The following is a 23,203-nucleotide window of genomic DNA, read 5'->3' as shown; positions in this document are numbered from 1 at the left end:
ATGATCGCGGCGATCACGGACGGCGGCTTCACCTATCACGGAGAACGCAATCCCGCACTGACCGGCATCAGCCTCGAAATCACCGGTGGAGACATGACCGCGGTGCTCGGACCGCTCGGATCGGGAACGTCGACTCTGTGCCGACTCCTGGCGGGACAACTGACCTCACGCGGAACCATGACCGGCACCATCGACCTCGGCGGCACGGTCGCCCTGCTCGGCGACGACCCGGAAGCGCAGCTGAGCGGGATGACCAGCCACGTCGGCGATGAGACGCAGCTGGCATGCCGACTGCACGGATACGACCCGACCGAGGCCCACGACCGAGCCCGGAACATGGTCGAACTGCTCGGGATCGAAGGACTGTGGAACCGACGGCTGGACACACTCTCCGGCGGGCAGAGGCAGCTGGTCGCTTTGACGCGGATCCTCGCGCCGGGGCCCGATCTGCTCATCCTCGACCAACCCGCACAATCCCTGGATCCCCAGATGCGATCCCGCCTGGCGACAGTGCTGCAGGAATTCTGTGCCCAGGGAGGGGCAGTGCTCATCACCGGCCATCAGATCGACGAACTCACCCGGAGCTGCGCGCCGACCCACCTCCTCGACGCAGGACGGCTGCAGCCGTCGACTCGGTCGACTCGGTCCGGCGGCATCTGGGACAGCCGCACCGATGCCGCCGCGACCTTTCCGACAGAGACCACCCATCAGGCGGATGCAGTGCTCACTGTCCGCGACCTCAACGTGGACCGGGGAAGCAGACGCATCCTCGACGACGTCGACCTCGATCTGCGGTCCGGCGAACTCACCGCCGTCACAGGAGCCAACGGGGCCGGCAAGTCAACGCTGCTGCGAGCTCTCCTCGGGCTTCTCGACCGGTCCGCGACGGTGACGGGCACGATCACGGTCGGCCGCCTCGGCGAGATGACTCGGGTGGATGCCCAGCCTGCCCACGCGCGCAGCGCCCACCTCGGGTGGGTGGGGCAGGATCCTGGGCTGCAGCTCTCCGCGGCAACAGTGGCACGCGAACTGCTTCACGCCTCACCTCTGCCGCCGCATCGGCGGCGAGATCGGGCGCGAGTGCAAGCTCAACGCAGGGCAGACGTGAACACCGTCCTCACCGCGGCCGATCTGACAGAGATCGCCGACGAGCACCCCTACGACCTCGACGTGCCCCGACGCAAAGACGTCGTCATCGCCTCGGCACTGATGACCGAGGCGACAGTGCTGCTGCTCGATGAACCGACGATCGGACGCGACCTGGCGGCAATGACCCGGCTGGACGCGATCATCAAGCGATTCCTTCGCCGTGGAGGCGCCGTTCTGGCGACCACGCACGACCAGCGATGGGCGAACGAGTCGGCCCATCACAGGCTGCGCCTGGCCGACGGACGAGCCCGATCATGATGGACTGGTGGGCAAGCTGCTCGACAGCGGAAAGGATGCACCATGATGCGCGGACCCGTGACCATGTTCGCAGCCTGGGCACTGCATGATGCCGAGGAAGCCCTGACCTTTCCTGCCACGGCCGACCACCTGGCCGGTCTCTCCGGCATCGAGGCGCTGACGATGAGCACACGTCAGAGCCTGGCCGCGATCGGCCTGGTCGGTGCCGTTGTGGCAGCGGCGGGGATCCGTGGGATGCAGACTCGAGGGGAGTCCGCGTTCTACCGATTCACCGTCGCCGGGCTCGAAACCCACGTGTTCACCCACCTGCTGGCGTCGGCAGTGCTGCGACGCTATACCGCGGGAGTGATCACTGCCGTGCCGATCATGTGGCCAGGCGCGGCACTCGCGCGGCGAGAGCTCGCCGAGCTGGGGCGACCTCTGGCCGCTGCCGACTGGCGTCGCGGCAGCGCCCTGATGGGAGCAGCGGCCGCGGCTGCCCAGCTTGCGGTGCGAATCGACTGGACGGGCGGATTCAGTAGTCGTAGGAGTCGTCGCCGGCGGCTGAGGGGCTGCGCAGCCGCTGCAGATGCAGGTGCCTGATGAGCCGGATGACCGGACGAATGAGCATCTCGACGCTGCCGATGACGAACAGCCACGTTCCCGAATAGGTCAGCGACTCGGAGAAGAACATGAAGCTGCCGATGAGGAACCACAGACCGATGAGCACATCATTGGCGATGCTGATGACTTGGTAGCGCTGCCGGATGACGAGTTCCTCCCGTCCGATCCGCAGATGGATGTCCCGGTTGCTCTCTGTCACTGCTCTGTCCTCTCCCACTGAACTCTTCTCACCGCGAGCCTACTGCTGCAGCCGAGGCGAGGAAGCCGGGGCAAGGAGACCAGGGCAAGGTAGCCGAGCCGCATTGAATCTCGCGTCAGTGGCTGCACCTACCGTGAGGATATGGATCAGAACTCGAACTCATTCGATGCCCTCGGTGCCGGGGAACATGGCCATCGTCCGGCGATGCCATGGGACCAGCTGCTCGCCGTCATCCGCCGGACGCCACAGCTGTCCGCCATCGATGCGGCCCTCATCGCGCAGCAGCGGCCAGATGCCACTTCAGGCGTGCTCAGTCCTTTTCGCACCGCGGGCACGCCCACCTGGGACGGGCTGCATACAGTGCTCAGCACGCTGCGCAGGAAGAACCTGCTGCCGACGCATCTGCCGCAGACACGCAGCGCCTCCGTCATGCTCACCCGACTCCTCACCGAGCTCGCCCTCATCTTCACCGGACACAGAGGGGAGGGGCCCGACCTCGGAGTGGCGGCAGCCGAATCGACGGCCGAACTCGCACAGGTGCGTTTCGAAACCGAATGCATCGCCTGGCTCATCGCCGGACGACTCGGGCTGAGGGCCGCCGCAACTGGGGTGCTCAGGGGCTACCTCAAACACGGAGAGCTCATTCCCGAGTTCTCCCGGGACCGGGTGCTGCAGACAGTCGAGACCATCGAAGACGTCTTCGGGGGAGCCCTCGACTTCGGAACCACGATCCGAGAGGAGCTCCCGAGCCTGTTCGAACTCGACGACAGCCTGGCTGTCTGAACCCTGACAACCGGGCCATGACCCTGGCGCACAGGCACTCACCGGAGCAGAATGACCACCATGTCCGTTCCACCGTCGACGATGTCGCTGCTCGAACAGGAACAGGCAGCCGCCGACACTGAAGTCAGCAGACACGACGACCTCGGCGCACACGTCGGCCGAGAAGACAGTGCGGTGCGCGAATTCCTTGTCCACCGCATCGAAGGATATGCCCGCCACTGTGGCCATGCTGATCCGCTGCGCGAATGCATCGACGGCAGAACCGAACGATAAGGAGCAACCGAACATGAGCCGAACAGTCCAAATCACCATCGACTGCCAGGATCCCGAAAGACTTGCCCGCTTCTGGGCCGAAGCACTCGGATACATCATTCCCGGCCCGCCGGGGGTACGACTCGGCGAAGACGAGGACCCGATCTCCGCCTGGAAGGAATTCATCGCCGACCTCGGAATCGAACTGGGCCCTGAGAACATGCGTGCCGCCATCGACGACCCCGAAGAGGTCGGTCCCCGCGTCTTCTTCCAGACGGTGCCCGAGGCCAAGACGGTGAAGAACCGCATGCACCTCGACGTCCGTGCCGCGCCCGGACTCGACGGCGATGAGCGGATGGACGCATTGGAGACCGAATGCACCCGGCTGACGGAACTCGGCGGAAGCCGGCTTCGCCGCGTCGACCCGGATCCGCCTTTGGAACACGGATTCATCGTGATGACAGACCCCGAAGGCAACGAATTCTGCCTCGACTGAGTACGGGCTGCGGACGCGTGCCAGATGAGATTGTTCTCAGAAACCCTCGGCGAGATGCGTTTGCTTGCTAGCGTGGCAACCATGAAGACGAATCGTATGGCAATGAGCACAGTGGCAGGACTTGCTGCCCTCACACTCGGCCTGGCCGGGTGTGGCGGAAGTGATTCCGGAAACGGAGCCGATGAGGCTCAGAATTCGCCCGCAGCAAGCGAATCGGCACCGGCCGGCACTGCCGAAGGCGACGATCAGAGCGAGGACCCCGGCGAGGACGAGGCGAAGGAATCGACTCAGGATTCGTCGGGGAAGGGTCTGTCCGCCGATGCCGATCTGAGCAAGGAATCGCCGACCATCAGTGCCGAAGACGCGATCAGGACGGCCGAAAAGGAAGTCGGGAACGGAATCGTTCACGGCATCGAGCTCGACTGGGACGACAGGGACCAGGCCTGGCAGTACGAGGTGTCCATCCTCAACGGAAACACCGATCATGACATCGAGATCGACGCCGAGACCGGAAAGATCGTCGAACACGAGCAGGACTCGACCGAGGACGAGGAGAAGGCCATCGATCTCAACGATCCGATGACCTTCGACGAAGCTCTCAAACTGGCCCAGGAGAAGGCCGACGGAAAGCTCATCGGCTGGAAGCTCGAATACGACGACAAAGTGAAGGAATTCCAGTTCGATTTCGACAAGGACGGCGAAGAGACGGAAGTCACCGTCGACACCGACACCAAGCGAGTCAGCGTCGATGACTGACTCCGGACGCCTCGTGGTCATCGCAGGCCCCATGTTCTCCGGGAAATCCGAAGAGCTCATGCGCCGGGTCCGGCGAGCCACGATCGCCGGAGTCGATGTCCTCGTCGTGTCCCATTCCCTCGACACCCGTTCGGACATCTCCACGATCACCTCGCACACCGGGGTGAATATTCCTGCAGTGCCGCTCGGAGACGTCGCGTCCCTCGCCGAGGCGGCCCGGCAGAAGGACTACGACCTCATCGCCATCGATGAGGCCCAGTTCTTCGGCCCGGAACTCGTCCCCGCAGTCGAGGAACTCCTCGGACGGGGACTCGATGTCATCGTCGAAGGCCTGTGCGTGACCTTCGACGGGCAGCCCTTCGAGCCGCTGCCGAGTCTCATGGCCGTAGCCGAAGACGTCCTCAGACTCACCGCAGTGTGCACCGTGTGCGGGAGAGACGCCGTGTTCCACCAACGCCTGGAGCAGACGGAGAGCCCACTCGGATCAGAAGCGGCGAAGAGGGCGCCGGCTCCCGCGTCGACTCTCGCCGCGACCGTGATCGACGCCAGTCATGTCGGTGGGCTGGATACCTATGTCGCTCGCTGTCGGCAGCACTTCACCGGAGGCGGGCCACGGACCTAGTCGTCGATGCTGTCCCAGACCTCACGCCAGATCCGCGCGAGATCCGGGATCTGATAATGGGCGTTGAGTCCGCTCGGCTGCGGCACCACATGCAGATCCACATCGGCGGGCCATCCGTCGATCAGCGATGTGTCCTGCCGACCGAGGGGAGCTTTCGGCAGCCGGTAGCCGGTGCGGAAGGCAGTGATCCCGGCGATCGCCACCGCACGCGGTCGAATGTCGGCAAGACGCTCGATGAGGTGTGCCGCACCTTCATGCAGCTCCTGCCGGGAGAGTTCGTCGGCGCGGACAGTCGCTCGCCCGATGAGGTTGGTCAAACCGATTCCACGGTTGAGCAGCTGCTGTTCATCGGCAGGTTCGAGTCCGCGCGAGGCATCGACCTGATGATCGGTGAGACCCGCCTGGTGCAGCGACGCCCAGAAACGATTGCCGGGACGCGCAAACGGGGCATTGACCGCGGCCGTCCACAGCCCCGGGTTGATGCCGACGATGAGCATCTTCAGTCCGGAGGAGTCGGTCGGCAGGATATCGTCGATCGCATTCGGATCGTCCGTGGCGAACGCCGCAAGGTCATCCCTGGTCGGTTTGCGGCCGCCCAAGGGGGAAGGCCGGCGGTTGCTGACGAAATTGTCCTCACTCACATCCTTCACACTACCGTCGTATCATGAGCCACGCGCATGTGACCCCACAGGCCGGAGAGTCCGCACCGTTCCATTTCGACGACCGGTGGATCGTCGACGCCGGAATCGAATCGGTATGGGCGGTTCTGGAACGGGTCGACGAGTGGTCGCAGTGGTGGCCGGGCCTGACCGCGGGCGAAGAGACGGGCCCCGCGCATGCTGACCCGGCCGGCGCAACCGCAGTGACTCCCGGCAGTCGAGCCCATCTCCTGGTCCATGCCCCGATCGGGTGGTCTCTGCGTTTCGCCATCGAGGTCGATGAGGCCGATGCTCCCCGCCTCATCCGGTTCCGTTCGGATGGTGATCTGCGCGGCGAGGGCCTGTGGACCCTGACCGACGTCCGAGGTACGACGGAAATCGATTCACTGTGGTGCGTGACGACGACCAGAATGATCGTCAGGGCGATGCGACCGCTGTCCGGACTCATGCACGGTGCCGTGATGAGAGCCGGCGAACGGGGGCTCAGAACCATGCTGGCAGACCGGTCGGGCTCCTGACCTCACCGGTCTCTAGTCCGTTCGAGCTGACTGCAGTCGATCGGCGGCCGACCACGCATCGATGCCGCCGGCGAGCGAGCGCAGGCGGACGCCGTTCGGCACCGAACCGGACAGGATCCCGACGGCTTCGGCTGACCGAGCCCCGGACTTGCAGTGGATGACGATATCGACCGCCGACTCCGGACGCACGGCACTATCCCTGAGCGCCGCTGTGAGTGCCTCCCAGCCACCGTCTCGGATACCGTCCAGAGGCAGATGCACCGAACCGGGGATCGCCGCCAGTTCCCGTTCCCAGTCCTCCCGCACATCGACGACGACCACATCGGTTCGACAGGACCGAAATTCGGCGACGTCGATCTCGTCCACCGAGGAGCGGGTCGCCTCACCACCGTCCGGATCCGCGGCACAGGCGGCAGCCACCTCGGTGAGATCGGTGACCGCGGCACGGTCGGGATCGGGGGAGAACCGCAGTGTCGAATACTCCCCGGACAGCGCCTCATAGCGCAGCAGTCGACCGATGAAGGGTGCACCGATTCCGCAGATGAGCTTGATCGCCTCGGTCGCCATCGCCGACCCCACGGTTCCGCACAGTACCCCGAGCACACCTCCCTCGGCACAGTTGGGCACCGAATCGGGTTCCGGGATGTCCGGGAACAGGTCGCGCAGCATCGGTCCGTGACCGGGGACGAAGGTGCTCACCTGACCGGCGAACCGGAAGATCGTGCCCCATACCAAGGGGGTGCCGGTGAGTTCTGCGGCATCATTGGACAGGTACCTGGTCGCGAAGTTGTCCGCACCGTCGAGGACGACATCGTGGGCGGTGAAGAGGTCGAGCGCGTTCTCCGGGCTCACCCGGCCCACGATCGGGCGGACAGCGAGACCGGGATCGAGCCGTCTCAGTGCCGCGGCCGCGGATTCGGCCTTCGCCCGGCCCACATCGGCATCCCGGTGGATGATCTGGCGCTGCAGATTCGAGGCCTCCACCACATCATCGTCGATGATCGTGATCGACCCGATCCCGGCGGCCGCCAGATAGCCCAGCACCGGGGCCCCGAGCCCGCCCGCCCCGATGACCAGCACCGAGGCGGCCCGCAGACGTCGTTGACCCTCGAGTCCGAATCCCGGCAGACTCAGATGCCGGGAGTAGCGTTCCAGCTCCTCCCGGGACAGAGCCTCCACCGGGTCGACGAGCGGAGGCAGCGACACCTGGGCAGCGGGAGTCGTCGTGGACACGGCGGTCATTGTGCTGCGACCATTCCGTCGAACGGCGACGATGCCAATGCCAACGGTCGTTTCGGAATCCTCCCTGCCGCGCCCGCCAGGTGTCCGGCTTCCACGGCCAGGGCCATTGCCCGGGCCATGGCGTGAGCGTCGTGGGCGCGGGTGACGGCAGAGGCCAGGAGCACCGCGGTGCACCCGAGTTCCATCGCCAAGGCCGCATCCGAGGCGGTGCCGACACCGGCGTCGAGGATGATCGGCACCTGTGCACGGGAGACGATGGTTTCGATGTTGTGCGGGTTGAGGATGCCCAGTCCGCTGCCGATCGGCGCGCCGGCCGGCATCACCACAGCCACCCCGGCGTCCTCCAGGCGTTTGGCCAGAGCCGGATCGTCGTTCGTGTAGGCGAAGACCGTGAATCCGTCGAGGACGAGCTCCTCGGCGGCGGCGAAGAGCTCGATGGGATCCGGCAGCAGGGTGTCCTCATCGGCGATGACCTCGAGTTTCACCCAATTCGTCTCCAGTGCCTCTCGGGCCAGGCGGGCTGTGAGCACGGCGTCCCGGGCCGTGTAGCAGCCGGCTGTGTTCGGCAGGACCCGAATCCCCAAGCGCTGCAGCATGCTGAATACCGAGTCTCGGGACTCGGCGTCGAAACGGCGCATCGCCACCGTGGTCAGCTCGGTTCCCGAGGCCAGCAGGGCGTCTTCGAGAATGCTCAGGGAACTCGCCCCACCCGTGCCCATCACCAGGCGGGACGACAGCTCCACGTCATCGATCGTCCAGGTCATCTCAGCCTCCCTGCACTGCGGTGACGATGTCGACGGTGTGCCCGTCGGCCAGGGTGAAATCGGACCAGGCTCCGCGCCGAATGACGTCACCGTCGACGGCCAGAGCGATGCCCAGACGTCCGCCGTCGGCAGGTGTCCCATCGGGGTTCAGCTCCCGTCCGGTGACGTCGGCGATGAGGTCGAGCGCCGAGGTGGCGCTCGACAGCTCATGGTGTTCGCCGTTGAGGACGATGGTCGGTGCGTGATCGCGATCGGTCATGAAAAGCTCCTCGCTGAGTGAGTGGTGGTGTCTGCTGTGGTGAAGCGCTGTGGGCACACGGACTGGAGCGTCCCGTCAGGTGGCCAGTCGGAAGCGGCATCCACGGCGAGTTCGGCTCCGAGCCTGCCGCCGAGCGGGGCCAAGAGGATCCCGTGTCGGAAATACCCGGTGCTCACGACACAGCCGGAATCGATGCGCCCGATCATCGGCAGGTCATCGGGGGACCCGGGCCGGGCGCGGGTGGTGATGTCGGTGATCTCCGCATCGAGGATGCCGGGGACCAGTCGCTGCCCGTCAGCGAGCAGTCGGTGGATGGCTCCGGCAGGGGTGCCGGAGAGCCCGTCTTCACGGGAACTGGCGCCGAGCACGATCTCTCCGTCGGGACGAGGCACCAGGTAGACGGAGCGACCGTTGACCAGTCCGCGGATGACGCGCGTCAGCAGGGGAGCCACCTCGGCAGGGGCGCGCAGCCGCAGAACATCACCCCAAACCTCTCGGATCGGCAGTTCCGGTGAACCCGCGATCTCAGTCACGGCAATGCCTGCGCAGACGATCACCTGATCGGCCTCCATCCGGCGGCCATCGGCCAGTCGGACACCCACAGTCGCATCGCCGTCCTTGAGCAGCTCGGTCACCCGCTGCCGAACGAGCGACACCGCGTCAGCCGACAGGGCAGACAGCAGAGCGGCCGAGACCCGACGGGGGTCGATCGACCAATCACCGGGAATGTGCACGGCACCGGCCACGGCAGGCGCCAGCGACGGCTCGATCCGGCGAGCAGCGCTGCCGGTGACCAGCTCGGTTGCGAAACCGGACCGCGACTGCGCGTCGCGCAGCTCCCTCAGCGCCTGCAGATCGGCGCGGTCACCGGCGCACACCAGGGTTCCGGCATCCGTGAAGCCGAGATCGGCTCCGGCGGCGCTCGCCACCTCGGCGGCGAAATCCGGATACATCTTCGCCGAGGCCCGCATCAGCGGATACAGGGGACTCTGCCCCCACACCACCTCCGCGGCGGGAGCGAGCATCCCCGCGGCGGCATGGCTCGCCCCCTGGGCAGGGGCGGGGTCGATGATGGTGGCTTCGGCGCCGAGACGGCGCAGATACCAGGCCGTGGACAGGCCGATGATTCCGGCGCCGATGACGATGACCCTCACAGCTTCTCCCTCCGGCGGCATGATCCGCATCAGGTCTGACGGTCGGCTCTTACGCCCTCTCAGCCTCGTTGGGAGGCTCCCGCGAACTCCTCTACTCTATGACCATGACCACACAGATGCCACCGCGCACCGCAGCGCGACATTCGAAGAGAGCCTGGCGGGAGGCCCGACTGGCAGAGGCGAAGCTTTACCTGTGCACCGATGCCAGGACCGTTCAAGGCGACCTCGCCGAGTTCCTCGACGCCGCCTATTCCGGGGGAGTCGACATCATCCAACTGAGGGACAAGAGCCTCGAGGCCCGCGCCGAGATCACAGCACTGGAGATCCTCAAGGACGCCGCTGCCCGGCACGGCAAGCTCTTCTCCGTCAACGACCGTGCCGATGTCGCGCTCCTCACCGACGCCGATGTCTTCCACGTCGGGCAGGGCGACCTCACCAGTGCTCAAGCCAGAGCCGTGCTCGGCCCCGACGTCATCCTCGGCCGCTCCACACATACCCTCGGCCAGGCGCTCGTCGCCGAGGCCGACCCCGAGACCGACTATTTCTGTGTCGGCCCGGTATGGGAGACCCCGACGAAACCCGGCCGTACCTCCGTGGGGACGGAACTGCTGACCGCCACCGCCGCCGCCGCGGCGGCCACACCGTGGTTCGCCATCGGCGGGATCTCAGCGGCGGAGAGGTTGGATGCGATCCGGCAGGCGGGCGCGAACCGTGCCGTCGTCGTCCGTGCGATAACCTCGGCAGAGGATCCCGCGGCGGCCGCTCGGGAGCTCAAGGAGGATCTGAGATGACCGAAGCAGCTGACAGCGCAACCACGGCACCCGGTGGAGGTGCCGACCTGTCGATCCTCATCGCCGGGGCAGGTGCTACCGGCGGAGCGTTCGGCACCTACCTGCACGAGGCCGGTCGCAATGTCACGTTCCTGCTCAGGCAGGCTCGGGCGGAAGCCGTTCGCTCGGAAGGGCTGCGCTTCACGGCTCCCGATGATGACCGGACGAATCAGGTCGAGGTGGTCACCGCAGAGGAACTCAGTGCCGCACTGCAGACCTATGACCTCGTCCTCGTCGCGGTCAAAGCCGGCGGCCTCGACTCGGTCATCGAAGACATCGGACCGGCTGTGGGAAAGCAGACGACGATCGTCCCGTTCCTCAACGGCATGGCCCAGATCGAGAAGCTGCAGAACCGCTATCCCGGACAAGTTCTCGGCGGACTCGTCAAGATCGTCGGCACCATCAGAGACGGTGCCGTCGTTCAGCTCACCGATCTGGCCGTGATGACCATCGGCGGCATCGACGGCGCAGAAGCGTCGGCCCGGATCATCGAAGCACTCGACGTGCCCGGGTTCAGACTCCAGGTCATCGACGGAATCATCGACGGACTGTGGGAGAAGTGGATCTTCATCGCCGCAGCCGGAGTCGTCACCTGTCTGTTCCGTGCGCCGGTGGGAGCGATCATGGGCGCCGGTGGCAGGCCGCATGTGCATGCCATCGTCGATGAACTCGAAGCTGTGGCGGCAGCCGCCGGACATTCGGTGTCAGAGCAGTCCCACGCCATGACGCTGAAGATGCTCACCGAGGACGGGTCTGCCTTCACCTCATCCCTCTACCGGGACGTGACGGCCGGGCTGCCGAGCGAGACGGAGCACATCCTCGGCGATCTGGCGCGCACAGCAGACGAACTGGGAGTGGTGACTCCGCTGCTCGATCTCACACTTGTGCAGCTGCGGGCAGGTGCTGCCCAGCAGAAGCGGCCCTGACTTCGGCTGTGCCCGTGCGCAGCATCGCCAGATACGGCTCCTGCGGCTGGGCGTGTTCGGCATCGGCTGAACCATGGGCGGCCGTGAACGTGACCATCGGGACGCCGTCGGCATCGTCGAGGACGAGCAGGGTCTCGTACCCGCCCGGACCCACCGAATGGGAGCTGCCGGCGGGCAGATCGAAGACGAGTTGTTCCAACGGACTGTCGGGTTCGGGTGGGCGGTTCATCTCCTGGGCCGCCACATCGGCGAACTGCGCGGCGGTGATGAAGTAGGCCTTGGCCGGGGTCGGTCCGGGCAGGGAATGATCGTAGAAGGCCATTCCGCCGCCCCAGACCTTCGACTCACCGGCGAAGTAGATGGTGCCGGGCAGTTCGATCCCGGCCTCGGCCTGGGGGAGCGTCCCGTCTCTGGCCCCCGGATAGGTCACCATCGCTCCGGGCGGCCGCCCGCCTTGCAGATAGCAGGCGAGCCGATCGCGGGCCATGTTCGAACCGTAGCTGACGTACCACACATGTGTTTGAGACATCCCTTCCATGGTGCCACCTCGGCCCCGGAGACTGTCGAATCGGGCCCCGGTGCGTCCGCGACGGTGTCGCCGAAGCCTGCGGACGAGTTCGGCTGTGCCGGCGACGTCCACGGCGATGCCGATGCCGACGGCCACTCCCAGAAGCGGGCGGTCCGCGGAGATCGAGCCGCCGACCAATCCGATTCCCGTCGAATAGAGTGCCCAGGCCAGAGACCCGGTACGCGGTCAGGCACACAGTCAGCGCGGTCGACCGGCGGCATCGCTGCGGAAAACCGGAACCCGAGACTGCGGCCGAACCCCTGTGTGGCGGCGATCTGCGTTGCTACGATCGAGCCATGCCCTGGCCGAGCGCGCTGTCCACCCGGATCCCTCCCGAATCACGGATGTTCGCCGCGCGATGGGCGCGGTCCGTCCTGGCGGTCCTGTGGGGCGGTCTGCTGTGTCTGCCGCTGCTCATCGCCTCCGCATTCCCGCCGTCGTCTCGTCTTGCCGGGAGGGTGAGAAGCTGGGAGCTTTCCCGACACTCCCGCGGATTCGGACTCGTCCTCGCCACGGCGCCGACCCACCGCCGATTCCTTCTCTGCCACGGCCTCGTCGCAGGGATCGCCATCGTGCCCACCGCGAACCTGCTCGGCGGGTTCCTCTTCGTCACTCTCGGTTCGCTCGTACAAGGATTCTTCATCGGCGGAGCGATCGACATCGGATTCGACATGTGGACGATCTCCCAGCCGACGCTGTTCGTCGGTGTCCTCTACGGAGCGGCGAACCTCATCGGAGCCGCGGCGGTGGCCGAAGCGGCGAACTGGGCGCACGGGCGCATCGATGCGCGTTTCGCCGAGGTGGAGCGTCCCTTCGCCGTCCACACCCGCATCAGCGAGCTGCTGACGACCCGCCGCGGAGTCGTCCTCGCCATCGACGAGGAACGACGCCGGATCGAACGCGACCTGCACGATGGCGTGCAGCAGAACGTCGTCTCCCTGTCCGTGCTCATCGCTCGTGCCCAGCGTGCCTCTGACCCGGCGAAAGCCCAACGCCTGCTCGACGATGCCCTCGTCCAGTCCCAGGACCTCATCGACGAGATGCGGGAAGTCGCCTGGCGGGTCTACCCCACAGCATTGGACGACCACGGACTCCGTCCCGTGCTCGAGAGGATCGCCGACCGCAGCCCTGTGCCGCTGACCCTCACGACCGTGCCGGAGGGCAGGTTTCCGCCGGCAGTGGAATCCGCCACCTACTTCGTCGTCCGAGAGGCGGTGACGAACATCGTCAAACACGCCGAGGCGGGAAGCATCACGGTGGGCATCGTCGACGAGGCGCGGACGCTGACCGTCACCATCGCCGATGACGGTATCGGCGGAGCGAATTCGGATGGAGGCGGACTCCAAGGTCTCGCACGGCGGGTCGGTGCGCTCGATGGCAGTCTCACCGTCGACTCCCATGAGGGTGCAGGCACCACCGTCTGCGCTCGGATTCCGCACGGAATCGCAGAAGAAGTCGGTACGACCGAGAGGTGACCATGACAGAGAAGCAGGAGAATCAGATGCGCGCCGTTCTCGCAGATGACGCGGTGCTGCTGCGTGAAGGTGTGCGCAGTCTGCTCGAAGACGAAGGGATCAGCGTCGTCGCGTCCGTCGGAGACGGAGGCGAGCTGCTGCGGGCGGTCGCCGAGCTGCGACCGAACCTTGCGATCGTCGACGTGCGAATGCCGCCGACCCATACGACGGAAGGCCTTGAGGCGGCGTTGGCGATCAAACGACGCTTCCCGGACATCGGCGTGCTCGTCCTCAGCCAGTACGTGCTGCGCGAGTATGCGACAGAGCTGCTGAGCACTGAATCCGTCGGCGTCGGCTACCTGCTGAAGAACCGGGTGACCGACATCGACCGGTTCCTCGAATCGGTCCATCGGATCGCCGAAGGCGGAACGGTCATCGATCCCGACGTCGTCCGACAGCTGCTCACCACCTCGGACCGGCAGAACACGCTGTCGACCCTGACACCGCGAGAGAATGAAGTGCTCGAAGCGATGGCCGAGGGACTGTCGAACCGGGGAATAGGCGAACGCCTCTACGTGTCCGTCAGCTCCGTCGAGAAGGCCATCAGCGCGATCTTCGACAAACTCGGCCTCCCGGCGGGGGAGACGACGAGCCGACGCGTGGCGGCAGTGCTCGCCTACCTCGACCGGAACTGAGCATTCGACCTGCGGGGTTTCAGCGACTCGCGTAGGGCGAGTCGAGTACCTCGATTCGGGTGGACAGGCGTTCGGATGACGGTCGCCTCAGCGGGTGCGGCGCTCGCCTCATTAGACTCCATTCTGCGGACCGCGAACGACCCCACCGTGGAACCTCCGGGACGCGGATGCCAGCCGGGCCCTGAACAAGGAGAGAGATGAAACGTCGACTGCCTGATCTCAAAGAGCTCGCCCCCTTGCTGCAGTTCGACCTGCCCCGCCTCGATCGTGTCGCTGCCAGGTTGGAGTCGGCCGCAGACATCTGGGACCTCCGCCGCATCGCCAAGCGAGTGACTCCGACGGCTCCGTTCGACTATGTCGACGGTGCCGCTCTGGACGAGCGGACCCTGAAGAAGAACCGTGACGCACTGGGGAACGTGGAGCTTCTTCCCCGAATCCTCCACGGAGTCGACGCCCCCGACACAGCGACGACGATCGCCGGCGCTCGAGCCCGACTGCCCTTCGGCATCGCCCCGACCGGCTACACGCGCATGATGCACTCCGAAGGCGAGGTCGCCGGAGTGCGCGCGGCGACGAAGGCCGGAATCCCGTTCTCGCTGTCGACGATGGGCACAACCTCGGTCGAAGACGTCGCCCAGGCGGCGCCGGATTCCACCCGGTGGTTCCAGCTCTACCTCTGGAAGGACCGGCAGCGCAGTCTCGACCTGATCCAGCGCGCCGCCGCCAGCGGATACGAGACTCTTCTCGTCACCGTCGACACCCCGATCACCGGCCAGCGTCTGCGCGATCAGCGCAACGGTCTGACGATTCCACCCCGACTGAATCTGGGAACCATCCTCGACGCCTCCTATCGTCCCGGCTGGTGGTTCAACTTCCTCACCACCGAACCGCCGAAGTACGCGTCACTGTCGAACACCTCCCAGTCCCTGGCCGAGATGACACAGACGATGTTCGATCCGACCCTCGACCTCGATGACCTGCGGTGGATCCGCGAGCAGTGGACGGGACGGCTGTTCGTCAAGGGCATCCTCACCGCCGACGACGCCCGGCGCGCCCGATCTGTCGGTGCCGACGGACTCGTCGTCTCCAACCACGGAGGCCGTCAACTCGATCGGGCACCGGAATCGCTGACCTCTCTGGCCGAAGTCCGTGCCGAAGTCGGACCGGAGATGGAACTCATCTTCGACTCCGGAGTCATGTCCGGCACCGATGTCGTCGCCGCACTGTGCGCCGGTGCGGACTTCGTGCTCATCGGCCGAGCCTACCTGTACGGGCTCATGGCCGGCGGACAGCGAGGCGTCGAGAGGGCGATCGCCCTCCTCCGGCAGGAGATCCTCACCGCCATGGGCCTCATGGGTGCCCGCAGCATCTCTGACCTCGGTCCCGAACTCGCCCGCGGACTGCCGCAGGTAGCGACCTCAGGCCGTGAGAGCCCGGCCGAGTCTGTGTGAGAGACAGTCAGGCACGCAGCAGTCGTGCGAGCAGACGGAACTGATGGACTGCGGCCGTTTCCGTGTCGACGGCTGAGCTGTCATTCTCCGCGAGTTTCAGAGCCCATTCGTCGAAGGTGCGTAAGAGTGAGAACACCGACAGGGTTTGGAGTTCGAGCGGACACTCGGCATCGATCGCCTCAGTCTCACGTCCGGCAATGAGCACCGCACGCACCCATTCTTCGACACGACCGGCGAGCTCGCGGACAGCGGGATCTTCCGAGTTCGCATAGACGATGTGCCACAGCAGCGTGAGCTCACGGCTATCGGGCCACGTTCGCACAACGTCGTCCCAGACCGAGCGCGCACTGTCCCAGAAGCTGTCCGCGAAGCTGCCCGGAGCAGGCGGTGTCCAGAATCGACGGGCCGCCGCAGCGAGATCAGCGACGACGAGGGAGAAGAGACCGTCCTTCGAACCGACGACATGATAGAAAGAGCTCTTGCTCATCCCGCAGCTGGAGATGATCCGATTGAGCGACGCCTCCTCGAACGTCCGCGAGGCGAATTCTCGCGCCGCGGCATCAATGAGCGCGGCTCGCTTCTCGGGGCGCATGCGCGCCAGCGCGGTCTCGGACACGAAGTCAGTCTAGCAATGTCCGACACACTTCTGGACCAGGTGGTCCACCCAGTGATACCGTGTTTGGACCAGCCGGTCCAAACACGGGGCGGCGCAGCGAATCGGTCCCCCGGAGGAGCCCACGCATGATCACTGCGGCCACAGTCGACGAGCAGCTGAAGAACGTGAGTTCAGGAGAGCCGCGCATCCTCATCGTCGGAGCTGGAATCGCCGGGGTCACCCTGGCTCAGCTGCTCCGCGCCCGCGGCATGCACCCGATCCTCATCGACCGCTCCGCCGATGCCGCGCGGATGATCGGTGACAACCGGGCCGGATACATGCTTGCTCTCATGCCCATGGTCGATCCCATCATCGACGAGCTCGATTCCCGGCAGGCCTACCTCGATGCCAGCGTCGGCATCAACCGCTACATCGCACATGCGCATACCGGCAGGGTTCTCAGGCAGGACCACCTCGGCGATCTGCTGGCCGACTACGGCGACTACCGCGGACTCTCACGCGCGGCCCTGCTCGACGTGCTCACCGGCGATGACTGCCCGATCGCCTTTGACACAACAGTGACCGGGCTGGCTGATGACGGCACCACCGTGACCGTGGCCGGTGCGGACCCCGGCGCCCGAAGCCGGAGCCCGTCGTCAGAACTCGCCTTCGACATCGTCGTCATCGCTGACGGAATGAATTCCCGAACCCGCCGGCTCGTGAGCGGCAGCACCACCGAGGCCGACTCCGCCGAGTCCGCGGTGGGGGACGCCGTGGATACGACCTGGGGCGGATGGGTCTGCTGGGCCGAGGCGGATGCCGATGACGACGCCGTCAATGAGATCTGGGGCGACGGGTTCTTCCTCGGCATCTATCCGGTCAAGGGTGCCGTCGGAGTCTTTCTCGGCTGTCCGGATTCCCGGCAGCCGCTCGGCCCGCGGCGATTCGCGGCGGAGGTCCGCAGCCGCCTCACGGATCTGACGCCACGGATCGCGGCCTGCCTGACCGCAGTCGCAGAGGCACACGACCCCTTCTTCTGGCCGCTGCGAGATTCTCGGGCACAGCGCTGGAGCCGTGGTCGCACCGTTCTGCTCGGTGATGCGGCGGCAGGCTTCCTCCCCACGGCCGGGATCGGTGCCGGAATGGCGATGGAATCGGCCGGGGTTCTTGCCGAAGAGCTCTCTGCCCTGGTCGCTGGGTCTGGGACACCCTCGAGTCCGGGCGGACCAGCGACAGCCGACGCACCTGAGGCAGCGCTCGCGAGGTTCGAGGCCCGCCAGCGACCACGAGTCGAAGCCGCTCACGACAACTCCCGCGCCTTGGCCCGGCTGATGTTCGATCGGTTTCGCCTCTTCGCGTTCGCCCGTGACCAGGCGTTCCGCGTCATCAGCATCCGGTCCGCACTCAAGCCGATACTCCGGCTGCTCGAATCGCCGCCTAGGAGGATGTGACCCTGCTCCCACCCGCCGTTCCCATCGGCCGCGGATGGCCCCGTGTGTGGTAGGAATGGCCAGGGTCCTCGTGCGCGGACCTGCCGAACCACTAACGAGGATGACCATGGGAATGCCACCTGCCTCGGCGAGCGAAGAACGCCGACTCCGACGAGGACTGAAGTCTCGCCACCTGCAGATGATCGCCATCGGGGGTGCCATCGGCACCGGGCTCTTCCTCGGCTCCGGCGGCACGATCTCCCAGGCGGGCCCCGGCGGTGCTCTGCTGGCCTACGCGGCGATCGGCATCATGGTCCTCTTCGTCATGCAGTCCCTGGGTGAGATGTCGACCCACCTGCCCGTGGCCGGATCGTTCCACACCTACGGCACGAAATACGTCAGCCCCTCATTCGGCTTCGCCATGGGCTGGAACTACTGGTTCAACTGGGCGATCACCTTGGCCGCCGAACTCGTCGCCGCCGGTGTCATCATGTCCTTCTGGTTCCCCGACCTGCCGTCGTGGATCTGGGCGGCGGTCTTCCTCATCCTCCTCGCCGGGCTGAACTTCCTGTCCGCGAAGGCCTTCGGCGAAGGCGAGTTCTGGTTCGCCGCCATCAAGGTCACGGCGGTGTTGGCGTTCCTCGTCCTCGGCGTGCTCATGATCGTCGGCATCCTCGGCGGAACCTCACCCGGACTGAGCAACTGGACGGCAGGCGAGGCCCCGTTCGTCGGCGGGTGGATGTCGGTCATCAGCGTGTTCATGATCGCCGGATTCTCGTTCCAAGGCACCGAGCTCGTCGGTGTCACCGCAGGGGAGTCGGAGAACCCGCGCAAGGACATGCCCCGAGCCATCCGCACCGTGTTCTGGCGCATCATGCTCTTCTACATCGGAGCCATCGCCGTCATCGGCTTCCTCCTGCCCTACACCGACCCATCCCTGCTGGCCTCGGCGAACAATGAGGACATCACCGCCTCACCGTTCACGCTCGTCTTCGAACGCGCCGGAATCGCCGTGGCCGCCGGGATGATGAACGCAGTCATCCTCACCGCCATCCTCTCAGCCGGCAACTCCGGCCTCTACGCCTCCACTCGCATGCTCTATGCCATGGCCGAAGAGGGAACAGCGCCGAGGCTGTTCGCCCGACTCAACGAACGGGGAGTCCCCGTCATGGCGCTGCTGGCCACCGCCGCGATCGGTCTGTTCGGATTCCTCACCGAGATCATGGGCGACGGCGGGGCCTATACCTGGCTGATCAGCGTCTCGGGACTCTCCGGCTTCATCGTCTGGGTCGGGATCGCCTGGTGTCACTTCCGGTTCCGCCGTGCCTATGTGCGGCAGGGTCATGATGTCGCAGACCTGCCGTACCGGGCACCGCTGTTCCCGATCGGCCCGATCATTGCGCTGATCATGCTCATCGTCGTCATCATCGGCCAGAACGTGCAGGCCATCGTCAACGGCCAGCTCCTCCAGGTCGCCAGCGCCTATGCAGGGCTGCCCGCGTTCCTGCTGGTGTGGGTCATCCACCGCATCGTCACCGGCCGACGTTCGCGCATGGTCGCCCTCGACGGCATGGACGTCGATGGTCTGGAGATCAAGACGCCCTGATCCGGTTGTCGACCCCTCGCCGAGGCGGCCGCGCGGTGGGCACCGCGACATCGCAGAAATGGGTTAAGCTAGGCTCGCCTAACTACTCAAGAAGGATTCCATGCGCCGTATTCTCGCCCCAGTGATTGCCTCCGTCCTCGTCCTCGCCGGCTGCGGCGGAGGAGCGGACTCAGCCGACGAAGCGTCGGGTCCCACCGTCGAAACGAAATTCGGCGCCGTCGAGGTGCCCGCCGATCCGCAGAAGGTCGTGGCCCTGGGGTGGGGCGATGCCGAGACCGCCCTGGCGCTCGGAGTCCAACCCGTCGGCGCCTCCGACTGGGTGGAATTCGGCGGCAAGGGCGTCGGGCCCTGGGCCGAGGACCTCTATGACCAGGCACCGGAGATCATCGCGACGATGGAACCCGACTATGAGGCCATCGCGGCACTGGAGCCCGACGTCATCCTCGATACGAACAGCTCGGGAGAGAAGGAGCGCTACGACCGCCTCTCCGAGATCGCTCCGACGGTCGGAGTTCCCGAGGGCGGCGACAACTACCTGACGACCATGGACCAGCAGGTCGACCTCGTCTCCCAGGCACTCGGCAAGGACGACGACGGGAAGAAGCTGCTCGACGACCTCGACAAGACCTACGCCGATGCGCGCGAAGCTCATCCCGAGTTCGAGGACAAGTCCGTGACCGTGGCAGCGAAGACCGCCGACGGATGGGGCGCCTACGTCGAGGAATCAGGTCGCGTGCAGGTCATGGAGGAGCTCGGCTTCAAGCAGTCCGAGACGATTGCCGGAATGAAGGCCGAGGGCTTCTCCGCGCCGATCTCCGAGGAGAACCTCGATCAGCTCGACGCGGACCTGCTGATGACGTTCCCGATCTACATCGAGGACACCGATGTCACCGACGATGCTGCCTATCAGCGCATCCCGGCCGTCAAAGACGGGCACGACTTCGTTCTGACCACAGACAACGACGACATCCGCAAGGCATTCTCACTCAACTCGATCCTCTCGGCACAATACACAGCGGAGAAGCTCCCGGGCCTCATCGCCGACAAGGTGAAGTGACCGACGATCGTGCGCTTCTGCGCCGCTGCGCAGAACTCACACAGCGGCACGCCACGCATCGAGGCCGATGTCGATGATGCGGGCGTGGCGCACATCCCGCAGCGAAGCGATCGGCAGCCATTCCGCCCGGTCCGTCGTCCCATCGACTTCGAGGGTGCCCAGCGTGCCGCCGGTGACGCGAGCCTCATAGACGACACGCGCACCTTTGAAGGGGCGCGCTGTCGAGTCGCCGAACGCCGGATTGCGACGTGATTCCGTGAAGGAATGCGTGGTCAGGGGCCGGATCAGCTCAGCGTCGTAGCCGGTCTCCTCTTTGATCTCCCGGATTGTCCCCGCTTCGATGCTCTCGTCGAATTCGATTCCGCCTCCGGGCAGCGTCCAGATCGCGTGCAGGCGGTCCTTCCCGCCGTTGAACCAGCTGAGGAGGATCTCGTCGTCGTCATTGACGATGACCGCGTAACCGGCAAGTCGGGTGTCATATTCGGAGAAGTGCATGCCCTTCACCCTACCCGTGCCGGATCCGTCGGGTGCGGCGGTCTGCCGGGGAAGCCGACCCGAGAGGAAGCCGACCGGATAGGCTGGAGACGTGACCACCATCAACAGCACTCGCATCGGCGATTCCGGGCGCCTGGTCGTCTTCCTGCACGGACTGTTCGGCCGGGGCAAGAACTTCACCCGCATCGCCAAGGACATCGAGCCCGACTTCTCCAGCCTCCTCGTCGACCTGCCCAACCACGGCGAGTCCGAATGGACCGAGACCTTCGACTACGTCGAGCTCGCCGATGCCGTCGCGGCCCATATCGCCGAGGCGGTCGACCCTGGTGAACAGCCCGTGCATCTGGTGGGACATTCCCTGGGCGGAAAGGTCGCCATGGTGCTGGCCCTGCGCCACCCGGAACTCATCGACCGCCTCGTCGTCGTCGACATCGGCCCCACCGCCGGCGGCTCGACCGGCGTCTTCGACCATCTGCTCTCGAGTCTGGCCGCGCTCGACCTCGACCAGATCACCTCGCGCACCGAGGCCGATGCGGCTCTTCAGGAGCCGATCCCCGAGGCCGCGATCAGGGGATTCCTGCTGCAGAACCTGCGCCCCACCTCGGCGGGGTATTCCTGGCAGCCCAACCTCGCACTCCTGCATTCGAGCCTCGATATCATCGGGGATTTCCCGGACATGGGAGATGCCGTCTTCGATCACCCCGTGCTGTGGGTCGCCGGCGAGAAATCGGACTACGTCGACCGTGACGACCTGCCGCAGATGCGCGCCCTGTTCCCGCGCACGACACTTCTCACGGTCAAGGGCTCGGGCCACTGGGTGCATTCGGAGAAACCGCAGGCGTTCGTCTCAGCGCTGACGGCATTCCTCAGTCGATCCTGAAAAGGAATATGCTGAACGCGCTCGACGTTGCCACAGCGAGCACACCCAGTCACCAATTTTGAGGAGGAATGCGTGAGCACTTCGATCCCGGCCGATCCCGCACCGAAGTTCGCCGAATACGCGGACGGAACCCGACTGGTCAGCACGGAATGGGTGGCTGATCATGCAGGCGATCCCGGGCTCGTCATCGTCGAAAGCGACGAAGACGTGCTGCTCTACGAGACCGGGCACATTCCCGGAGCAGTCAAGGTCGATTGGCACACCGAACTCAACGACCCCGTGACTCGTGACTACGTCGACGGCGAAGGATTCGCCGCACTCATGTCCGCCAAGGGCATCTCCCGCGATGACACCATCGTCGTCTACGGCGACAAGTCCAACTGGTGGGCCGCCTACGCCCTGTGGGTCTTCACCCTTTTCGGCCACGAAGACGTCCGCCTCATGGACGGCGGTCGCGCGAAATGGCAGGCCGAAGGCCGCGAGATGACCACGGACAAGCCGCAGCCCGTACCCTCCGAATACCCCGTCGTCGAACGTGACGATTCGGTCATCCGCGCCTTCCTGCCCGAGGTCAGGGACAGCCTCGGCGACCTGCCGCTCATCGATGTGCGCAGCCCCGAGGAGTACACCGGCGAACGCACCCACATGCCCGCCTACCCGGAGGAAGGCGCACTGCGCGGCGGCCATATCCCCGGCGCGAAGTCGATGCCCTGGGGCAAGGCAGCCAACGAAGACGGCACCTTCAAGTCCGCCGCCGAACTCAAGGAGCTCTACACCGAACAGGCCGGACTGGGTCAGAGCGACGAAGTGATCGCCTACTGCCGCATCGGCGAACGCTCCAGCCACACCTGGTTCGTCCTCAAGCACCTGCTCGGATATGACAATGTGCGCAACTACGACGGCTCCTGGACCGAATGGGGCAACGTCGTCGGCGTGCCGATCGTCACCGGAGCCGAGCCCGGAGAGGCACCCGGACGCTGATGACTGAGACCACGACGCCCAAGACCGATGACCTGCCGGAGGCGCTGGCAGAGATCGTCACAGATTTCGCCGAAACCCCGACCGATGACCGTCTGCAGGTGCTGCTGGAATTCGCGATGGACCTTCCGGACCTGCCCGAGAAGTACACGGATCACCCCGAACTGCTCGAGCCCGTCCCCGAATGCCAGTCGCCGATCTTCCTCGTCACCGAGGTGGCCGACCCCGAGGCGGGGGAGCAGGCAGAAGTGCGGCTGCACTTCTCCGCACCCCCAGAGGCACCGACGACGCGCGGATTCGCCGGGATCCTCCACGAAGGACTCGACGGAGCCAGCGCCGAGGCGATCCTGTCGGTGCCGGCCGACCTGCCGCTGCGCCTGTCGATGTCGGAGGTCGTCAGCCCACTGAGGCTGCGCGGAATGAGCGGGATGCTCTCCCGGATCCAGCGTCAGGTGTCCGAGAGGATCGGCAAGATCACAGCCGAGTGAGACTCCTCTCGCTTGGCTGAGGTGATCCAGTGAGTT

The 23,203-nt window shown here is 65.8% G+C and carries 28 protein-coding genes and 1 riboswitch; of the genes, 19 read left to right on the top strand and 9 right to left on the bottom strand.

Annotated elements, in window-relative coordinates; genetic code table 11:
• Positions 1-1,407: an ATP-binding cassette domain-containing protein gene (locus GUY37_RS11225; RefSeq protein ID WP_228278473.1), complete on the top strand. Its 1,407-nt coding sequence runs from the start codon at positions 1-3 to the stop codon at positions 1,405-1,407.
• Positions 1,408-1,449: 42 nt separating this feature from the next.
• Positions 1,450-1,989, top strand: a complete 540-nt coding sequence (locus tag GUY37_RS11220; protein WP_166825590.1) for an HXXEE domain-containing protein — start codon at positions 1,450-1,452, stop codon at positions 1,987-1,989.
• Here GUY37_RS11220 and GUY37_RS11215 read toward each other — a convergent pair.
• Positions 1,922-2,209, bottom strand: coding sequence for a YrhK family protein (locus GUY37_RS11215; RefSeq protein WP_166825588.1), 288 nt, complete (start codon positions 2,207-2,209; stop codon positions 1,922-1,924). The two genes, GUY37_RS11220 and GUY37_RS11215, sit on opposite strands and share 68 nt — an antisense overlap.
• A 141-nt stretch (positions 2,210-2,350) precedes the next feature.
• Between GUY37_RS11215 and GUY37_RS11210 the strand changes: the two genes are divergently transcribed.
• The 5 genes from GUY37_RS11210 to GUY37_RS11190 all read left to right on the top strand — a co-directional run bounded on the left by GUY37_RS11210 (position 2,351) and on the right by GUY37_RS11190 (position 5,118).
• Positions 2,351-2,992 carry a hypothetical protein gene (locus GUY37_RS11210; protein WP_166825585.1) on the top strand — a complete coding sequence of 214 codons (642 nt, stop codon included), beginning with the start codon at positions 2,351-2,353 and terminating at the stop codon, positions 2,990-2,992.
• Between the two features lie 60 nt (positions 2,993-3,052).
• On the top strand, positions 3,053-3,265 hold the full coding sequence (locus GUY37_RS11205) for a mycothiol transferase (protein WP_323127500.1): 213 nt from the start codon (positions 3,053-3,055) through the stop codon (positions 3,263-3,265).
• 13 nt (positions 3,266-3,278) lie between these two features.
• Entirely contained in the window at positions 3,279-3,740 is a 462-nt protein-coding gene (locus GUY37_RS11200; protein ID WP_166825580.1) for a VOC family protein, read from the top strand.
• A gap of 102 nt (positions 3,741-3,842) precedes the next feature.
• A complete protein-coding gene (locus tag GUY37_RS11195) occupies positions 3,843-4,496 on the top strand; it encodes a PepSY domain-containing protein (RefSeq protein WP_228278151.1) in 654 nt (217 codons plus the stop codon).
• Positions 4,489-5,118, top strand: coding sequence for a thymidine kinase (locus GUY37_RS11190; protein ID WP_166825575.1), 630 nt, complete (start codon positions 4,489-4,491; stop codon positions 5,116-5,118). Before GUY37_RS11195 ends, GUY37_RS11190 begins: the two co-directional genes overlap by 8 nt.
• Here the strand turns inward: GUY37_RS11190 and GUY37_RS11185 are convergent.
• Positions 5,115-5,759, bottom strand: coding sequence for a mismatch-specific DNA-glycosylase (locus GUY37_RS11185; protein ID WP_166825572.1), 645 nt, complete (start codon positions 5,757-5,759; stop codon positions 5,115-5,117). The two genes, GUY37_RS11190 and GUY37_RS11185, sit on opposite strands and share 4 nt — an antisense overlap.
• Positions 5,760-5,782: 23 nt before the next feature.
• Here GUY37_RS11185 and GUY37_RS11180 point away from each other — a divergent pair, with 23 nt between their 5' ends.
• Positions 5,783-6,295, top strand: a complete 513-nt coding sequence (locus GUY37_RS11180) for an SRPBCC family protein (RefSeq protein WP_166825569.1) — start codon at positions 5,783-5,785, stop codon at positions 6,293-6,295.
• A 12-nt stretch (positions 6,296-6,307) separates the two neighbouring features.
• Here GUY37_RS11180 and GUY37_RS11175 read toward each other — a convergent pair whose 3' ends face one another.
• From GUY37_RS11175 to thiO, 4 genes are all read right to left on the bottom strand, one after another.
• A complete protein-coding gene (locus GUY37_RS11175) occupies positions 6,308-7,537 on the bottom strand; it encodes a ThiF family adenylyltransferase (protein WP_166825566.1) in 1,230 nt (409 codons plus the stop codon).
• Positions 7,534-8,301, bottom strand: a complete 768-nt coding sequence (locus GUY37_RS11170) for a thiazole synthase (RefSeq protein WP_166825563.1) — start codon at positions 8,299-8,301, stop codon at positions 7,534-7,536. The genes GUY37_RS11175 and GUY37_RS11170 overlap by 4 nt, the downstream gene beginning before the upstream one ends.
• 1 nt (position 8,302) lies before the next feature.
• Entirely contained in the window at positions 8,303-8,560 is a 258-nt protein-coding gene (thiS, locus tag GUY37_RS11165) for a sulfur carrier protein ThiS (protein ID WP_166825560.1), read from the bottom strand.
• Positions 8,557-9,714: a glycine oxidase ThiO gene (gene thiO, locus GUY37_RS11160; protein ID WP_166825557.1), complete on the bottom strand. Its 1,158-nt coding sequence runs from the start codon at positions 9,712-9,714 to the stop codon at positions 8,557-8,559. The genes thiS and thiO overlap by 4 nt, the downstream gene beginning before the upstream one ends.
• Positions 9,704-9,807: riboswitch (TPP riboswitch) on the bottom strand. (Overlaps the previous gene by 11 nt.)
• Before the next feature lie 11 nt (positions 9,808-9,818).
• Here thiO and thiE point away from each other — a divergent pair.
• A complete protein-coding gene (gene thiE, locus GUY37_RS11155; RefSeq protein WP_228278149.1) occupies positions 9,819-10,505 on the top strand; it encodes a thiamine phosphate synthase in 687 nt (228 codons plus the stop codon).
• Entirely contained in the window at positions 10,502-11,470 is a 969-nt protein-coding gene (locus tag GUY37_RS11150) for a ketopantoate reductase family protein (protein ID WP_166825554.1), read from the top strand. The genes thiE and GUY37_RS11150 overlap by 4 nt, the downstream gene beginning before the upstream one ends.
• Here GUY37_RS11150 and GUY37_RS11145 read toward each other — a convergent pair.
• Positions 11,421-11,999: a histone deacetylase gene (locus GUY37_RS11145; protein ID WP_166825551.1), complete on the bottom strand. Its 579-nt coding sequence runs from the start codon at positions 11,997-11,999 to the stop codon at positions 11,421-11,423. The two genes, GUY37_RS11150 and GUY37_RS11145, sit on opposite strands and share 50 nt — an antisense overlap.
• Positions 12,000-12,334: 335 nt before the next feature.
• Between GUY37_RS11145 and GUY37_RS11140 the strand changes: the two genes are divergently transcribed.
• The 3 genes from GUY37_RS11140 to GUY37_RS11130 all read left to right on the top strand — a co-directional run bounded on the left by GUY37_RS11140 (position 12,335) and on the right by GUY37_RS11130 (position 15,638).
• On the top strand, positions 12,335-13,513 hold the full coding sequence (locus GUY37_RS11140) for a sensor histidine kinase (RefSeq protein WP_166825548.1): 1,179 nt from the start codon (positions 12,335-12,337) through the stop codon (positions 13,511-13,513).
• 2 nt (positions 13,514-13,515) lie between these two features.
• Positions 13,516-14,187, top strand: a complete 672-nt coding sequence (locus tag GUY37_RS11135; RefSeq protein WP_266096628.1) for a response regulator transcription factor — start codon at positions 13,516-13,518, stop codon at positions 14,185-14,187.
• Between the two features lie 197 nt (positions 14,188-14,384).
• Positions 14,385-15,638: an alpha-hydroxy acid oxidase gene (locus GUY37_RS11130; RefSeq protein ID WP_166825546.1), complete on the top strand. Its 1,254-nt coding sequence runs from the start codon at positions 14,385-14,387 to the stop codon at positions 15,636-15,638.
• 7 nt (positions 15,639-15,645) lie between these two features.
• Here the strand turns inward: GUY37_RS11130 and GUY37_RS11125 are convergent, their stop codons facing one another.
• Positions 15,646-16,254 (bottom strand): TetR/AcrR family transcriptional regulator, encoded by a 609-nt coding sequence (locus GUY37_RS11125; protein WP_166825543.1) that lies wholly within the window; start codon positions 16,252-16,254, stop codon positions 15,646-15,648.
• Between the two features lie 125 nt (positions 16,255-16,379).
• Here GUY37_RS11125 and GUY37_RS11120 point away from each other — a divergent pair, with 125 nt between their 5' ends.
• The 3 genes from GUY37_RS11120 to GUY37_RS11110 all read left to right on the top strand — a co-directional run bounded on the left by GUY37_RS11120 (position 16,380) and on the right by GUY37_RS11110 (position 20,326).
• The gene (locus GUY37_RS11120; RefSeq protein WP_166825540.1) at positions 16,380-17,684 is read left to right on the top strand and encodes an FAD-dependent oxidoreductase; all 1,305 of its coding nucleotides are present in this window, start codon (positions 16,380-16,382) and stop codon (positions 17,682-17,684) included.
• Between the two features lie 106 nt (positions 17,685-17,790).
• Positions 17,791-19,269, top strand: coding sequence for an amino acid permease (locus tag GUY37_RS11115; RefSeq protein WP_323127499.1), 1,479 nt, complete (start codon positions 17,791-17,793; stop codon positions 19,267-19,269).
• Between the two features lie 100 nt (positions 19,270-19,369).
• Positions 19,370-20,326 carry an ABC transporter substrate-binding protein gene (locus tag GUY37_RS11110; RefSeq protein ID WP_166825537.1) on the top strand — a complete coding sequence of 319 codons (957 nt, stop codon included), beginning with the start codon at positions 19,370-19,372 and terminating at the stop codon, positions 20,324-20,326.
• 36 nt (positions 20,327-20,362) lie between these two features.
• Here the strand turns inward: GUY37_RS11110 and GUY37_RS11105 are convergent, their stop codons facing one another.
• On the bottom strand, positions 20,363-20,821 hold the full coding sequence (locus GUY37_RS11105) for an NUDIX hydrolase (RefSeq protein WP_166825534.1): 459 nt from the start codon (positions 20,819-20,821) through the stop codon (positions 20,363-20,365).
• A 91-nt stretch (positions 20,822-20,912) separates the two neighbouring features.
• On the opposite strand from GUY37_RS11105, the gene GUY37_RS11100 reads away from it, so the two are divergent.
• From GUY37_RS11100 to GUY37_RS11090, 3 genes are all read left to right on the top strand, one after another.
• Entirely contained in the window at positions 20,913-21,701 is a 789-nt protein-coding gene (locus GUY37_RS11100; RefSeq protein ID WP_166825531.1) for an alpha/beta fold hydrolase, read from the top strand.
• A 72-nt stretch (positions 21,702-21,773) separates the two neighbouring features.
• Positions 21,774-22,682 carry a sulfurtransferase gene (locus tag GUY37_RS11095; RefSeq protein WP_166825528.1) on the top strand — a complete coding sequence of 303 codons (909 nt, stop codon included), beginning with the start codon at positions 21,774-21,776 and terminating at the stop codon, positions 22,680-22,682.
• Entirely contained in the window at positions 22,682-23,167 is a 486-nt protein-coding gene (locus tag GUY37_RS11090; protein ID WP_166825525.1) for a SufE family protein, read from the top strand. Before GUY37_RS11095 ends, GUY37_RS11090 begins: the two co-directional genes overlap by 1 nt.
• Positions 23,168-23,203: the final 36 nt, after the last annotated feature.

The organism is Brevibacterium limosum (assembly GCF_011617705.1).
In the GTDB taxonomy this organism is placed as follows: domain Bacteria; phylum Actinomycetota; class Actinomycetes; order Actinomycetales; family Brevibacteriaceae; genus Brevibacterium; species Brevibacterium limosum.
This window is presented reverse-complemented; position numbering and strand designations above follow the sequence as displayed.

Coding starts and splice junctions, on each gene's coding strand:
- GUY37_RS11115 (WP_323127499.1), top strand. CDS start 17,791: ATGGGAATGCCACCTGCCTCGGCGAGCGAAGAACGCCGACTCCGACGA.
- GUY37_RS11190 (WP_166825575.1), top strand. CDS start 4,489: ATGACTGACTCCGGACGCCTCGTGGTCATCGCAGGCCCCATGTTCTCC.
- GUY37_RS11195 (WP_228278151.1), top strand. CDS start 3,843: ATGAGCACAGTGGCAGGACTTGCTGCCCTCACACTCGGCCTGGCCGGG.
- GUY37_RS11110 (WP_166825537.1), top strand. CDS start 19,370: ATGCGCCGTATTCTCGCCCCAGTGATTGCCTCCGTCCTCGTCCTCGCC.
- GUY37_RS11220 (WP_166825590.1), top strand. CDS start 1,450: ATGATGCGCGGACCCGTGACCATGTTCGCAGCCTGGGCACTGCATGAT.
- thiS (WP_166825560.1), bottom strand. CDS start 8,560: ATGACCGATCGCGATCACGCACCGACCATCGTCCTCAACGGCGAACAC.
- GUY37_RS11105 (WP_166825534.1), bottom strand. CDS start 20,821: ATGCACTTCTCCGAATATGACACCCGACTTGCCGGTTACGCGGTCATC.
- GUY37_RS11090 (WP_166825525.1), top strand. CDS start 22,682: ATGACTGAGACCACGACGCCCAAGACCGATGACCTGCCGGAGGCGCTG.
- GUY37_RS11225 (WP_228278473.1), top strand. CDS start 1: ATGATCGCGGCGATCACGGACGGCGGCTTCACCTATCACGGAGAACGC.
- GUY37_RS11200 (WP_166825580.1), top strand. CDS start 3,279: ATGAGCCGAACAGTCCAAATCACCATCGACTGCCAGGATCCCGAAAGA.
- GUY37_RS11140 (WP_166825548.1), top strand. CDS start 12,335: ATGCCCTGGCCGAGCGCGCTGTCCACCCGGATCCCTCCCGAATCACGG.
- GUY37_RS11135 (WP_266096628.1), top strand. CDS start 13,516: ATGACAGAGAAGCAGGAGAATCAGATGCGCGCCGTTCTCGCAGATGAC.
- GUY37_RS11170 (WP_166825563.1), bottom strand. CDS start 8,301: ATGACCTGGACGATCGATGACGTGGAGCTGTCGTCCCGCCTGGTGATG.
- GUY37_RS11130 (WP_166825546.1), top strand. CDS start 14,385: ATGAAACGTCGACTGCCTGATCTCAAAGAGCTCGCCCCCTTGCTGCAG.
- GUY37_RS11175 (WP_166825566.1), bottom strand. CDS start 7,537: ATGACCGCCGTGTCCACGACGACTCCCGCTGCCCAGGTGTCGCTGCCT.
- GUY37_RS11210 (WP_166825585.1), top strand. CDS start 2,351: ATGGATCAGAACTCGAACTCATTCGATGCCCTCGGTGCCGGGGAACAT.
- GUY37_RS11150 (WP_166825554.1), top strand. CDS start 10,502: ATGACCGAAGCAGCTGACAGCGCAACCACGGCACCCGGTGGAGGTGCC.
- GUY37_RS11180 (WP_166825569.1), top strand. CDS start 5,783: ATGAGCCACGCGCATGTGACCCCACAGGCCGGAGAGTCCGCACCGTTC.
- GUY37_RS11145 (WP_166825551.1), bottom strand. CDS start 11,999: ATGTCTCAAACACATGTGTGGTACGTCAGCTACGGTTCGAACATGGCC.
- GUY37_RS11205 (WP_323127500.1), top strand. CDS start 3,053: ATGTCCGTTCCACCGTCGACGATGTCGCTGCTCGAACAGGAACAGGCA.
- thiE (WP_228278149.1), top strand. CDS start 9,819: ATGACCACACAGATGCCACCGCGCACCGCAGCGCGACATTCGAAGAGA.
- GUY37_RS11120 (WP_166825540.1), top strand. CDS start 16,380: ATGATCACTGCGGCCACAGTCGACGAGCAGCTGAAGAACGTGAGTTCA.